The following is a 12,204-nucleotide window of genomic DNA, read 5'->3' as shown; positions in this document are numbered from 1 at the left end:
GCAAAGACATCACCAAACAGGGGATAGACACCCAAAAGGTCGGCGCCTACGACATCCGCTATACGGTCGAGGATACCGCCGGCAACCGCGTCACCATCACCCTGCACTATGCGCTGCGCCAAAGTCAGACTGCCGTCGATATCGCCCCCCAGCCCGACGCCGGTGATACCAGTCCCGGCAGTGGCCCCCAGGCGGATGATACCGTGCCGTTTACCGGTTCCGATAGCTGCCCGGTCCACTGGCTGGCCCTGCTGCTCACCGCCGCTGTGTGGCTCTACACGCTGGCCCGCCGCAAAAAGCACACCGCATTTTGCTGGGTCGACAGCGCCGTTCTGCTGCTGGCGGCACTGGCCACCGGGCTGCTGGCTCTAATGGGCAGCTGCCCGCTCGATGCACCGGCACTCATTCTCTGTGGGCTTTCCGTATTTTCCAGCGGCTTGCTGGTATCCCATATGCAGCCGGCAGAGACGGATACCTACTGATCTTATACAGGTGCCAAACAGGCGCACCCGTTTGGCGACTTACAGTATACAGTACACAGTAACCCGCACAGCAAAGAACCGATCAACATAGGCGGCCCGGCCCCGGGCGGTGGCAGTACCCGGGGCCGGGCCGCCCCTATGTCCACATCCCCACCGCACCCACGCAAAAAAGGCGGGCTATATAGCCCGCCTTTTTGTGTGTTACACGATGTATCTTGGCAGCGTCTGTACCGCCCCGCCCACCGGCGTCTGGTCGGGGCGCGGGGCAGCGCAGGCCCGCCGGTCCTCAGTTGGTGATATCGCGCCGGCAAAATACCCACATGCCGGCGGCAAAGAACAGCGCAGCTATCCCCAGCAGCATGGCTGCCCCGTACCCGGCCGACAGGGTCACCCCGCTCATCTCCCGCAACTGCTCTAAAAAGCCGTCGTTGCGCACCAGGTGGCTCGGGTCCATGTAGGCAATGGGGGTGTAGGCCACCCAGTTAAAGCCAAACATGATCGCCAGCTGCAGAGCCAGCGGGCTGCCAAAATATCCGGCAGTAGGCAGCGCCACAGCCAGCGCGGTGTTTTTGGCCACCGCCGAGAAGAAAAAGGCGATCGTGCCGATAAAGATGATGGCGATGCACACATACCCCATGCGCGGCAGCAGATAGCTGAAAAAGCCCATCTGCTCAACTGCGCCGTCTCGGTACTGCAGCACCGGCACGCCAAAACCGCCAAAGCCCAGCTTAATGCCCGCCGTCACAACGGTACCTATCGCCATCAGCAGATACGAGCCCAGCCCCAACAGCATGCAGGTCACCCACTTGGCGGTGTACACCTTATAGCGGCGCACCGGCCTGGTCAGCAGCAGCCGTATCGAGCCGGAGGAGAACTCCCGCGAAACGCTGCTGCCGGCAAACACCACCACCACGATCACCGCAATAGCGACCGAGCCCAGCAGCCCCTCGGCTGCCGACCGCGGGTCCTTGTTGCTGCTCTCAAACAGGGGGATATTTTTTTCCAGGCTGTGCCACAGCACCGCACTGCGCTCAGTCAGCGCTTTCTGCCGGTCCTGGTAGCTCTCCTGGTATTGGGCGTAGGTCATGTTGCGGCCGAACTGGCCGCCTTTCTGGGCCTCGATAAAGTCGCCCTCGTCCAACATGGGGGCATAGCGCTCGCCCAGCTGCTCCTGCAGTTCCTGCAAGGCGTTGTTTTTGTAGTCGTCCTCCCCGTACCCGATGTCGTGGTCCAGGCGGTACTGATACAGCTTTACCAGTTCGGTCTGTTGGGCCAGCTGGGTCTTTAAAGAGCTCAGCGCCTCTGCCGCCGCCAGATCCTGGGCGTCGGCCTGCACCAGTTTTTGCTGGGCGTCCACCTGCTTTTGCAGTTCGTTGGTCTGCTCGGTAGCCGCCTCCAGCATGATCTGGGTGTACGTGCCGTAGCTGTTTTGCGCCACCACCTGGCGGTAGCGCTCGGCCTGGGTGTTTAGCAGGGCAAGCCGCTGGTCGATAGCGGCAGCGTCCATCTCCTCAATGCCGTCGGGCACCGTCAGGTAGCTGGCTATATCGCTCAGGCTGTAGTGCTCGCCCCGCTCTCTGTACAGCTGCAGTCCCGCCATCTCCAGCAGCGCGCTGCGGTAGTAGTCCAGCAGGTTGGTGCGGTAGTCGCTGTAGCTGATATTCTCGTCCACCTGCAGCTGCAGCACCTGATTGTCTATCTCGTAGAACCGCTGCTCCGGCAGCCGTTTGGAGCCGCTCTCCTGCTTGATCTCCGCGATCGACTGGTCGTTCCAGCTGATCTGGCTCTCCAGGTAGCTGCGGTCGTCGTCAGCCGCATGGTTCCTGCTCGACAAAATGGGCAGCATAATACCCACTGCCAGTGCCAGCAGCAAGATCACAGCGGTGCTCTTCTTGCCAAATTCTTTTATAAACTCATTTTTTATCAGCGATGCTGTCTTTTTCACAGGGTCACACCTTTCTGGCCCGGGGCCGTTGCCGGTCGCTCATTCGCACTTACTGTATCTGTCCTTTCGAACCGGTCGTCGTCTGCAGGAACATGTCCTCCAGGCTGTCCCGGTGGGGCGTCACCGCGTAGATCTCCAGGCCCGCCTGTACCATGGTCGCCACCAGCTGGGGTATCCGGCCGTGGTCGCAGCGGGTACACAGCACGCCGTCCTCGGCAGTAAAGGCCAGGTCCGGCAGCAGCCGGCTGCAGGTCGCTGCCGCCTGCTGCGGGTCTTTTACGGCAATGTGCAGCTGCTCCTGCTGGTCCTCGTCGGCATGCAGGTCGCGGGTGGCGATGATCTTGCCCCCGTCGATGATACACACCCGGTCGCACATCAGCTCCATCTCGGCCAGCTGGTGGCTCGAGATCAGCACCCCCACACCTTCCTGCCGCGCCAGCAGCTGCAGCGTGTCCCGCAGTTCCTTGATGCCCATGGGGTCCAGCCCGTTGGTGGGCTCATCCAGGATCAGCAGCCGGGGCCGGTGCATAATGGCCTGGGCCACGCCCAGGCGCTGCCGCATCCCCAGCGAGTAGCGGCGCACCTTGTCATCGATGCGATCCCCCAGCTTCACCATCGAGATGACCTCGTCGATGCGCGCCCGGGTAATGCCCGGGTACATGTTGGCGTAGATCTGCAGGTTCTTGCGCCCCGACAGGTAGGCGTACATCTCCGGGTTTTCAATAATGCCGCCCACGCTCTCGCGGGCCTGTTCGGGCTGGCGCACCGCGTCGTACCCGCCAATGCGCACCCGCCCGCTGTCGATCTTCAGCAGCCCCAGTATCATTTTGATGGTGGTGGTCTTGCCGGCGCCGTTGGGGCCTAAAAAGCCCATGATCTCCCCGGCGCGGACCGAAAAGGTGGCGTCCTGTACGATGGCTTTCTTGCCGATGTGCTTGCACAGCTTTTCTACTTTCAGTACGTGGTCCATAGTCCCTCCCGTAAACGGGCCCCCGCCTTGGCGCGGGCATATTTTCGTCGGTGAGCCGCAAAACACGGGGCCGGTGCCGCCGGCATTTTGGGCCGCTGTGCACAGTATAGCCGCATTTTCGCCCCCCGCCTAGGGGAATAAACTAGATGTAATAATTCCGTCATGAAATATTCATTTTTACCCCACTCCCCAAGAGATGTGGAAAACTGTGTGGAAACAGTGGAAAACTCGGGCGATATTCAGGCCGAAAAATCAAAAAGATGTTGATAACTGTGTTGAAACGGTGGAATTACCCAGTGTATAATTGTGGAGAAAGGAGGATATATCATGGATCTTGTCGAACAGTGGCTGCGGGATCGGCCGGGCGTCAGCTGGGGCTGTGTGCCGGTCCCGCCCCCGGCGCAGTGGTTTGCCTGCCGCCGGGCCGGCCTATTGCCGTCGGGCCGGCTGTGGGCGCTGGTGTTCTGTTTTCCCTATGCCCATCCTCCGGCTTTTGGCGGCAACATCTCCTGTTACGCCGCCGTACCCGACTATCACCGCGTCATCGGCGACCAGCTGGCCCAGCTGGCCCAACAGCTGGCTAAAGCCACCGGGCACCCCTTCATCCCCTTTGTCGACAGCTCCCCCCTCGACGAGGTGGCGCTGGCGGCCAGCTGCGGCCTGGGCATAGTCGGCGACAACGGCCTGCTCATCACCCGGCAGTACGGCAGCTATGTGTTTATCGGCGAGCTGATCACCAGCTGCCCGCTGCCGCGCCGCACCGCCGCTTTGTTTCGCGCCGGCGGTTGTCTGCACTGCGGCGCCTGTCAAAAGGTCTGCCCTGGCGGGGCCATCGCCGATGGGGCGGTGTGTACCGATCGCTGCCTGTCTCATATCAGCCAAAAAAAGGGAGAGCTCACCGGCTGGGAACAGCGGCTCGTCGCCGGCAGCGAGCTGCTCTGGGGCTGCGACCGCTGCCAGCTCTGCTGCCCCATGAACCGGCAGGCGTCGCCCACCGCGCTGCCCGGTTTTTTAAAAGATACCGTGGCCACCGTGTCCAAAGAGCAACTGCGCCCCCTGTGCAAGACCCGCGCGTTTGGCTTTCGCGGCCCCCGGGTGCTCGAGCGCAACTGGGCGCTGCAGCACCCGGGCCCCGCCGGTGAAGTCACAGAGCAGTAACTGCGTCCCGGCGGCTTTTCATAAAATGCGATCATGCTTGCCGCAGCCTGTTGGTATGGGGCGAAAAATCTGTTATAATGGGCTTACCGGGCGCGGGCGCGCCCAAAACAGGGATAGAAAGCGGGGAGAGCGATGACCACACTCATGGTCCAGACCGACCGTATACTCTACAACCTGCGCCTTTTTAAAAAGGCGGTTGGCAAAGCGGGCGTTATCCCGCTCTTGTCCGGCAACGCCTACGGCGTGGGCGACGAGCAGATGGCGCGGCTGCTGTTTGCCAACGGCTACCGCCTGGTGGCCGTCTCCCGCATCGAGGAAGCTGTGCGGGTCAAAAACGCGGTGGCCGGGCTGGATGTGCTGCTGCTCACCCCCTACGCCACCGAGTCGGTCGCGCAGGAGATCGTCCGTCACGGCATCATCGCCACCATCGGCTCTTACGACAGCGCCGTCATCTTAAACGGTATCGCCGCCGCCGCGGGCAAGCGGGCCCGCATCCACTTTAAGTTCGATACCGGCAGCGGCCGTTTTGGTTTCATGCCGCAGGAGGTGGGCAAAGCCGTACAGGCGGCCAAGTATCTGCCCAACCTGGCGCTCGAGGGCATCTATACCCACGTCTCCGCCAGCGACTGCAAGCACGAAAAGCGGGTCAAAAAGCAGTATCAGGCCCTAAAGGGGATGCTCGCCGTGCTGCGGCGCGAAGGCATCAGCTACGGCACCGTGCACGCGGCCAACTCGCTGGCGGCGCTCACCTACCCCTGGCTGCGGCTCGACGCGGTGCGCTGCGGCAGCGCCATGGTCGGGCGCATGGCCCAAAAAGACCGCTGGGGCTTTAAAAAGGTGGGGCGCTTAGTCAGCGAAGTCATCGACGTGCGCTGGGTGCCGGCCCACTATAACGTGGGTTACGGCAGCACCTATAAAACCAAAAAGCCCACCCAGATCGCGCTGGTCCCCACCGGCTTTGCCGACGGCCTGTGTCAGGAGACGGTGGTAAATGTATTTAAGTTCCGCCACATCTTTCGCTATATCGGCGCCGCCGTGCGCCGGGCCTTCACCGGCCGCCGCACCTACTGCGATATCGGCGGCAAGCCCGCCCGCATCCTGGGCTATGTAGACCACGAGACGGTGATGGTCGACGTCACCAAGATCGAGTGCGCCCCCGGGGCCATCGTCAGCTTCGACACCCGCCCCGCCCAGGTCGACGGCAGCGTGCGCCGGGCCTATGTATAGCCATATCCGGCAGCCGGCACAGCAGCCGGGGCTATTTTCTGTCGTCTTTTGTCCCTTTTGCCCATACCCGCAGTGATAATACAAAATTTACAGTCATGGCCTGTAGAATTCATAAAATTTTTATGAATATGCTGAAAAACACTGGTTTTTCCCGCACAGAAGTGGTAGAATGAGCTTGAAAAGAGGTAGCAGTACCTCTTACTGCAACACACAAGGGAGGGTCACCTTATGAAACTCATATTTGCAATCGTAAACAAAGACGACAGCGGCGCCGTCCAGAACGCCCTCACAAAGAAAAAATTCTCTGTGACCAAGCTGGCCACCACCGGCGGCTTCCTGCTGGCGGGCAACACCACTTTTATCATCGGTACCGATGACGAAAAGGTGCCCGAAGTGCTGTCTATCATCGAAGAGAACAGCAAAAAGCGCACGCAGATCGTCCCTTCGTCCATCGCGTACGGTGCCGGCCTGTCCTCGGCCTACCCCATCGAGGTAGCTGTCGGCGGCGCCACCATCTTTGTGACCAATGTCGAGAGATTCGAGAAGTACTAGTCTCTCCAAAACGTTCCTGGGCAATACACGAGTGCTCGCACTGCTGGAGACGATGTTGGCTTCCGGCCGTGTTCCCCATGCAGTGCTCTTTAGCGGACAGCAAGGGTGTGGTCTCTACACCCTTGCTGTCTTGTTTGCGGGGGAAGTTTTGTCGGTCGGCCTGCCCGAACACGCGGCGCAGGTAGCCCGGCAAAACGCGCAAAAAGGCATCCATCCCGACTTGTGCGTCGTCCAGGCCGAGGGGGCCAGTATCTCAGTAGACCAGGTGCGCGCCGTCACCAGCGAGCTCTATACTTTGCCCAACCAGGGCAGTTATAAAGTGGTGCTCATCTGCGACGCTCAAAAAATGACTGCTCAGGCACAAAATGCGCTGCTCAAGGCGTTGGAGGAACCGCCCTCCCACGGGGTGTTCATCCTCACCGCCGACTCGCCGCAGGGCCTGCTCACCACCGTGCGCTCACGGGTGATGGATTTTGCCATCGTCCCCCCGCCGGTGGACGACTGTGTGGCCTTTTTTGCCGGCGACTCGCTGCCGGCCGACCAGCTGCGCTTTATCAGCGAACTGTTCGAGGGCAATATCGGCCGGACCATGCAGTACTTCGGCGTCACCCGGCAAAACCTGGCGGCGGCGCGGTTCGAGCAGACCAGTCTGCGCCGGGTCAAGAGCGCCAAAAAACCGGCCGCCAAAACAAAATCCCCAGCTAAAAAAAGTGAGGATGGGCCCCGTGAGCGGCTGCAGATGGCTATGAAACTGCTGGCGGCGGTGGGCGCTCAGCAGCCGGCGGCGGTCGCCGGTCTTATTTACAGGTGCAAAAATCGCGACGAGCTGCGCCTGCTGCTGGATGACGTAGTGCGCCTGCTGCCTTTTGCCGCCAAGGTGCGCTATCAGGGGGCGGCAGTGCCCCCCTCGCTGGGCGAGCTCAGCGGTATGGGCCGTATCGCGCCCGACCGGGTGATGACCTGCGTGCAGGCATCGCGCCGCTATATCGAGAGAAATGCCAATCTGGCGCTGGTGCAGGCCCAACTGGCCGCCGCGCTGGCGCAATGTTACAGTGGAGGATCAAAATAGATGGCAGAAGTGATCGGTGTCCGCTTTAAAAACGTGGGCAAAGTATACTACTTCGACCCCGACGGCAACCAGGTCCCTAAGGGGGGCCGGGTCATCGTCGAAACTGCCCGCGGCATCGAGTGCGGCGAATGCACCATGAAAAACCGCACCGTGGACGACGATAAGATCGTAAAGCCCCTCAAAAAGGTAGTGCGGGTGGCCACGCCCGAAGATGTGGCCCGGGTCGAGAAAAATCGCCAAAAAGAAAAAGAGGCTTTTGAAGTCTGCGAGAAAAAGATCGCCAAGTTCGGCCTGGATATGAAGCTCATCGACGTGGAGTACACCTTCGATGGCTCCAAGATCCTGTTTTACTTTACCGCCGACGGCCGGGTCGATTTCCGCGAGCTGGTCAAAGACCTGGCCTCGGTATTTCGCACCCGCATCGAGCTGCGGCAGATCGGCGTGCGCGACGAGTCCAAGATGCTGGGCGGCCTGGGGGTCTGCGGCAAGCCATTTTGCTGCTCCACCTTCCTAGGCGAGTTCCAGCCGGTCTCTATCAAAATGGCCAAAGAGCAGGGTCTCTCCCTCAACCCCTCAAAAATATCCGGCACCTGCGGCCGCCTCATGTGCTGCTTAAAGTTCGAGCAAAAGGGCTACGAGGATTTCGGCAAGATCACCCCCAAACCCGGCAGTTGGGTGCGCACCCCCGACGGCGACGGCGTAGTGACCGAGGCCAACGTCATCACCGGCAAGCTAAAAGTCAATATCCACAGCGACAGCGATGTGCGCCAGCCGCCGCAGCCCTATCACCGCGACCAGGTCACCCAGATCCCCCGGCCCAACCGCGACGATCTGCCGCCCCGCCCCGCCGCCGCGCCCGACAGCCGGCGCGAGCGCCCGTCTGCATCCCCGCGCCCTGAACGGGCCCCGGCTCCCGGCGCCCCCAGGAGCGAGGTGCCGCGCAGTGGCCACAGCCGCGGCGGTCGAAATCGGCGCGGCAAAAATACCGGTCGGCCCGGCGGGCAACAGCCCGGTAAGAAGCCGCAGTAAAGTTTGTGTAAAGCCTGTTGCCATGCGGTTTCAGCAGGAAAATGTTAGCCGACTGTTTTTTGCGTAAAGTCCTTGTTTTTTACAGAATATATGTTAGAATAGAGGGGAAATACAAGGAGGTGTATTACCAATGGCTTATAAAATCACTGACGAGTGCATCAGCTGTGGTGCGTGCGAGGCCGATTGCCCCGTAGGCGCTATCTCCGCTGGTGACGACAAATACGTGATCGACGCAGATACCTGCATCGACTGCGGCGCCTGCGCCGGTACCTGCCCTGTAGGTGCTCCCGTAGAGGCCTAAGCACAGCGTTTTATCCGAGATAGCGGACACGTAACAGTGTCCGCTATCTGTTTTTGTGCCGCTTTCGCCAGCCCAATATCTGCCTGACGCCCGCCCAACACCAGCCCAACACGGGCCCGACAGCTGCTCAGCACCGGTCCGGTACAGAGAGGGGAGAGATACCACATGCACTACCAGTACGAAGATCTGGGCGGCGGCCTGCAGCTGGCCGTTACTCCCGAGCACCGCTTTGGCGGTGACGCCTTTTTGCTGGCCGGTTTTGCCGCCGCCAAAAAGGCCGACCGGGTGCTCGACCTGGGCACCGGCTGCGGCATCATCCCCTTTGTGCTACAGCGGCAAGTCGCCCCCGCCGCTGTTACCGGGCTCGATATCCAGCCCGCGGCAGTGGCCCAGTTTCACCACTCCATCCGGCACTCCGGTCTCCAAAACATGCAGGCGGTAGAGGGTGATATCCGCCGGGCCGATGCGCTCTTTGGCGCCGAGCAGTTCGATCTCATCACCTGTAACCCGCCCTACTTCCCCGCCGGCAGCGGCCCGGTGGCCGCCAGCGGCGCCGGCCGCATCGCCCGCCACCAGCTGCTGTGCACCGCGGCCGATATCTGCCGCGTCTCCGCCCGGCTGCTGCGCTACGGCGGGCGGCTGTGCGTCTGTCAGCGCCCGGCCCAGCTGGTAGATGTGCTGGCAGAGATGCGCGCCCACCGCCTCGAGCCCAAGCGGTTGCAGCTGGTGGTGCAGCGCCCCGGCGCCGCCCCATGGCTGGCGCTCATCGAGGGGCGCAAAGGCGGCCGTCCCACGCTGCAGGTGCTGCCCGACTTTGTCGTCGAGGCCCCCGACGGCGGCTTTTCCGCAGCCATGCTGGCGCTGTACCAAAAAAGCGGCCCCGCCGCCCCGAAGGAGGAGATGTAAAGTGGCTAAACTGTATGTGGTGGGCACCCCTATCGGCAACCTGGGCGACCTGTCCCCCCGCGCCAAAGAGGTGCTCGCGTCGGTGGATTTTATCGCCGCCGAAGACACCCGGGTCACCCTCAAGTTGCTGGGCCGGTTCGATATCAAAACGAAAATGGTCAGCTACTACGAGCACAATATCCGCGCCCGCGGACAGGAGATCACCCGCCGCATCCTCGCCGGCGAGAGCTGTGCCATCGTCACCGATGCCGGCATGCCCTGTATCAGCGACCCCGGCGAGGACCTGGTGGCCCTGTGCTACGAGCAGGGCATCGAGCTGGAGGTGATCCCCGGCCCCAGCGCCGTGGTGTCGGCCCTGGCCATCAGCGGGCTTCCCACCCGCCGCTTTTCCTTCGAGGGCTTTCTCTCTACCACCCGCAAAAATCGCCGCGAACACCTGGAGGAAGTGGCCAAGCTGCGCCACACGCTCATCTTTTACGAGGCCCCCCACAAGCTGCGCACCACCCTGCAAGACATGTACGACTGCTGGGGCGACCGGCGCATCTCGCTGTGCCGCGAGCTGACCAAGATCCACGAGGAAGTGCTGCGCACCACGCTGTCCGGAGCGCTGGCCCACTACGCCGAAAATACTCCTAAAGGGGAGTTTGTGCTGGTCATCGAGGGCTATACGCCCCCGGCCGACCCGCAGATCACCCTGCAGCAGGCCGCGCAGCTGGCCAGAGAGAAGATGTCGCAGGGCCTGCCCGCTACTGCCGCCTGCAAAGAGATCGCCCGGCAGACCGGCTATAAAAAGTCGCAGATCTACAGTCTGGTAGCCGAGAAATCGTATAGTAACGATGAAATATAACGAATAGTATATAAAATCATGTTTATAACGATAAAGACGGGTATAGTGCCCGTCTTTTTTTCATAGGGTCTTACTAGAGCCCGGCGGTGTCAGCCGCTGGGTAGGGGAGGGATCTTATGGGCCTTTTATGCCTTTTGGGCATCACTGCGGCGGTGTTCATCAACGGCTTTACCGACGCCCCCAACGCTATGGCCACCGCGGTGTGCACCCGCGCTGTCACCCCCAAAAAGGCGGTGCTCATCGGCGGCGCCTGCAACTTTTTAGGGGTGTTCATCATGTACCGGCTCAACCCCAGTGTATCCAATACGATGGCCTCGCTGGTGGTGCTGCCGCCCGGCAGCGGTCAGGCGGTGGTGCTGGCGGCGCTGTGCTCTATAGCGCTCTGGGGCTTTGGCGCCTGGCTGTGTGGCGTCCCCACCTCCGAGAGTCACGGCCTTATCGCCGGGCTCACCGGCGGTGCGCTGGCGGTGTTTCCCAGCCTCACCGCCATCCGCGTCGACGCCTGGGTCAAGGTGCTCAAGGGCTTTGTTATCTCGGTGGCTTTCGGTCTCATCGCCGGGCTGCTGTGTTCGGCGATACTGGCCCTCTTGTGTCAGGGCCGGCAGCGCCGCCGGGGCGAGCGGGTCATCGACGGCTTTCAGCTGTTCTCCCTGTGCTGTATGGCCTTTTTGCACGGCGCGCAAGACGGCCTTAAATTCCTCGGCGCCTACCAGTATGTAGTGGGGCAGATCGGCACCGGCTCGCTGCTGCTGGTCTCGGTGGTCATGACGATCGGCACCACCATGGGCGGCTTTAAGATCATCAAAAAAGTCGGCATGGACATGGTGCAGATGGAAAAGTATCAGGGTCTTGCTTCCGATCTGGCCGCCTCCACCGGCCTGCTCATGGCCTCGCTGGGCGGGGTGCCCATGTCCACCAGCCATATCAAGACCACCGCCATGGTCGGCGCCTGCGCCACGCGCTCCATCAAAAAGGTCAATTTCAAGGTGCTGGGCGAGATCTTTCAGGGCTGGATCTACACCTTTCCGGTATGCGGTGTGCTGGGCTTTGGTCTGACAAAATTGTTTTTACTGTTGCCGGCATAGCACCTGCCGGCGCCGCATACAGTTACAGTATGGTACTGTCAGACGGCCCGTCCCGGCCGCTGCCGCCGCCCCGAGCGGCCAACAATAAACAGAGAGGATGCTCCCCATGAGCCTGAAGAGCGAGAACCAGATATTTTCTCAGCTGGATACCCTGCTGCAAAACACCATACAGGTGTGTCAGGGCAAGCTGGTGGGCCACGCCGGCGTGCAGGACGGCTACGACCACATCCAAAAGGCCTTTATCCTGCCGCTGGACCGCGAAGATCTCTGTGCCCTCTACAGCCAGCTGGGGCGCATCTACCGCTTCAGCTACATGATACGCCAGCAGGGGGGCAGCACGCTGTCGGCCATCTACTACCAGCACCTCAAAAACTGGTGCACAGTCACCGGTCAGGCGCTGCACCAGGCCCAGTCGGGCCGCCGCGGGCCCGAGATCCTCGCCACCGCCGTCCAGATGGAAAAAGAGCTGCAAAACATCTACCAGCTCGTCTCCCAGTGGGATGACGACCGCTCCAAGGGGCTCATGGTGCTGGCCTGTGCCACACTGGGCGAGGCGGGGGAGACCATCCACCGGGTCGCCGTTAAAAAGAGCTGACCGCGCATCCTGCGCCGATCTTCATCAGATAAACGCCA

General features: G+C 61.5%; 13 protein-coding genes. 11 read left to right on the top strand and 2 right to left on the bottom strand.

The window, feature by feature from the left end; all coding sequences use genetic code 11:
• Positions 1 to 482 (top strand): DUF5011/hyalin repeat domain-containing protein (locus H8K20_RS13460; RefSeq protein ID WP_186488819.1); only part of this gene is annotated, 482 nt, incomplete at its 5' end.
• 286 nt (positions 483 to 768) lie between these two features.
• On the opposite strand, the gene H8K20_RS13455 is transcribed toward H8K20_RS13460, so the two are convergent.
• Both H8K20_RS13455 and H8K20_RS13450 read right to left on the bottom strand, forming a co-directional pair.
• Positions 769 to 2,427 carry an ABC transporter permease subunit gene (locus H8K20_RS13455; RefSeq protein WP_186488816.1) on the bottom strand — a complete coding sequence of 553 codons (1,659 nt, stop codon included), beginning with the start codon at positions 2,425 to 2,427 and terminating at the stop codon, positions 769 to 771.
• Positions 2,428 to 2,476: 49 nt separating this feature from the next.
• On the bottom strand, positions 2,477 to 3,397 hold the full coding sequence (locus tag H8K20_RS13450; RefSeq protein ID WP_186488813.1) for an ABC transporter ATP-binding protein: 921 nt from the start codon (positions 3,395 to 3,397) through the stop codon (positions 2,477 to 2,479).
• Positions 3,398 to 3,724: 327 nt separating this feature from the next.
• Between H8K20_RS13450 and H8K20_RS13445 the strand changes: the two genes are divergently transcribed.
• From H8K20_RS13445 to H8K20_RS13405, 10 genes are all read left to right on the top strand, one after another.
• Positions 3,725 to 4,555: an epoxyqueuosine reductase gene (locus H8K20_RS13445; RefSeq protein ID WP_186488810.1), complete on the top strand. Its 831-nt coding sequence runs from the start codon at positions 3,725 to 3,727 to the stop codon at positions 4,553 to 4,555.
• Positions 4,556 to 4,687: 132 nt separating this feature from the next.
• Positions 4,688 to 5,782: an alanine racemase gene (locus H8K20_RS13440; RefSeq protein ID WP_105206059.1), complete on the top strand. Its 1,095-nt coding sequence runs from the start codon at positions 4,688 to 4,690 to the stop codon at positions 5,780 to 5,782.
• Between the two features lie 228 nt (positions 5,783 to 6,010).
• Positions 6,011 to 6,334, top strand: a complete 324-nt coding sequence (locus tag H8K20_RS13435) for a cyclic-di-AMP receptor (RefSeq protein WP_105206060.1) — start codon at positions 6,011 to 6,013, stop codon at positions 6,332 to 6,334.
• Entirely contained in the window at positions 6,309 to 7,403 is a 1,095-nt protein-coding gene (locus tag H8K20_RS13430) for a hypothetical protein (protein WP_279287528.1), read from the top strand. The genes H8K20_RS13435 and H8K20_RS13430 overlap by 26 nt, the downstream gene beginning before the upstream one ends.
• Positions 7,404 to 8,432, top strand: a complete 1,029-nt coding sequence (locus H8K20_RS13945) for a PSP1 domain-containing protein (RefSeq protein ID WP_186488807.1) — start codon at positions 7,404 to 7,406, stop codon at positions 8,430 to 8,432. It abuts the gene before it with no gap.
• 130 nt (positions 8,433 to 8,562) lie between these two features.
• The gene (locus tag H8K20_RS13420; protein ID WP_105206054.1) at positions 8,563 to 8,733 is read left to right on the top strand and encodes a DUF362 domain-containing protein; all 171 of its coding nucleotides are present in this window, start codon (positions 8,563 to 8,565) and stop codon (positions 8,731 to 8,733) included.
• Between the two features lie 165 nt (positions 8,734 to 8,898).
• Positions 8,899 to 9,639, top strand: a complete 741-nt coding sequence (locus H8K20_RS13940) for a tRNA1(Val) (adenine(37)-N6)-methyltransferase (protein ID WP_243206588.1) — start codon at positions 8,899 to 8,901, stop codon at positions 9,637 to 9,639.
• 1 nt (position 9,640) lies between these two features.
• On the top strand, positions 9,641 to 10,486 hold the full coding sequence (gene rsmI, locus H8K20_RS13415) for a 16S rRNA (cytidine(1402)-2'-O)-methyltransferase (RefSeq protein WP_341480865.1): 846 nt from the start codon (positions 9,641 to 9,643) through the stop codon (positions 10,484 to 10,486).
• A gap of 116 nt (positions 10,487 to 10,602) precedes the next feature.
• Positions 10,603 to 11,571, top strand: a complete 969-nt coding sequence (locus H8K20_RS13410) for an inorganic phosphate transporter (protein WP_105206048.1) — start codon at positions 10,603 to 10,605, stop codon at positions 11,569 to 11,571.
• Positions 11,572 to 11,677: 106 nt separating this feature from the next.
• Positions 11,678 to 12,166, top strand: a complete 489-nt coding sequence (locus tag H8K20_RS13405; protein ID WP_186488802.1) for a hypothetical protein — start codon at positions 11,678 to 11,680, stop codon at positions 12,164 to 12,166.
• Positions 12,167 to 12,204: the final 38 nt, after the last annotated feature.

The organism is Neobittarella massiliensis (ex Bilen et al. 2018), from assembly GCF_014269355.1.
Taxonomy (GTDB): Bacteria; Bacillota; Clostridia; order Oscillospirales; family Ruminococcaceae; genus Neobittarella; species Neobittarella massiliensis.
The sequence above is the reverse complement of the archived record's forward strand: the minus strand, read 5'-3'. Positions and strand labels throughout refer to the sequence as shown.

Bases quoted from the DNA above. Each gene is read 5' to 3' on its own strand.
- H8K20_RS13450 (WP_186488813.1), bottom strand. From the start codon at position 3,397: ATGGACCACGTACTGAAAGTAGAAAAGCTGTGCAAGCACATCGGCAAG.
- H8K20_RS13445 (WP_186488810.1), top strand. From the start codon at position 3,725: ATGGATCTTGTCGAACAGTGGCTGCGGGATCGGCCGGGCGTCAGCTGG.
- H8K20_RS13440 (WP_105206059.1), top strand. From the start codon at position 4,688: ATGACCACACTCATGGTCCAGACCGACCGTATACTCTACAACCTGCGC.
- H8K20_RS13435 (WP_105206060.1), top strand. From the start codon at position 6,011: ATGAAACTCATATTTGCAATCGTAAACAAAGACGACAGCGGCGCCGTC.
- H8K20_RS13430 (WP_279287528.1), top strand. From the start codon at position 6,309: ATGTCGAGAGATTCGAGAAGTACTAGTCTCTCCAAAACGTTCCTGGGC.
- H8K20_RS13945 (WP_186488807.1), top strand. From the start codon at position 7,404: ATGGCAGAAGTGATCGGTGTCCGCTTTAAAAACGTGGGCAAAGTATAC.
- H8K20_RS13420 (WP_105206054.1), top strand. From the start codon at position 8,563: ATGGCTTATAAAATCACTGACGAGTGCATCAGCTGTGGTGCGTGCGAG.
- H8K20_RS13940 (WP_243206588.1), top strand. From the start codon at position 8,899: ATGCACTACCAGTACGAAGATCTGGGCGGCGGCCTGCAGCTGGCCGTT.
- H8K20_RS13410 (WP_105206048.1), top strand. From the start codon at position 10,603: ATGGGCCTTTTATGCCTTTTGGGCATCACTGCGGCGGTGTTCATCAAC.
- H8K20_RS13405 (WP_186488802.1), top strand. From the start codon at position 11,678: ATGAGCCTGAAGAGCGAGAACCAGATATTTTCTCAGCTGGATACCCTG.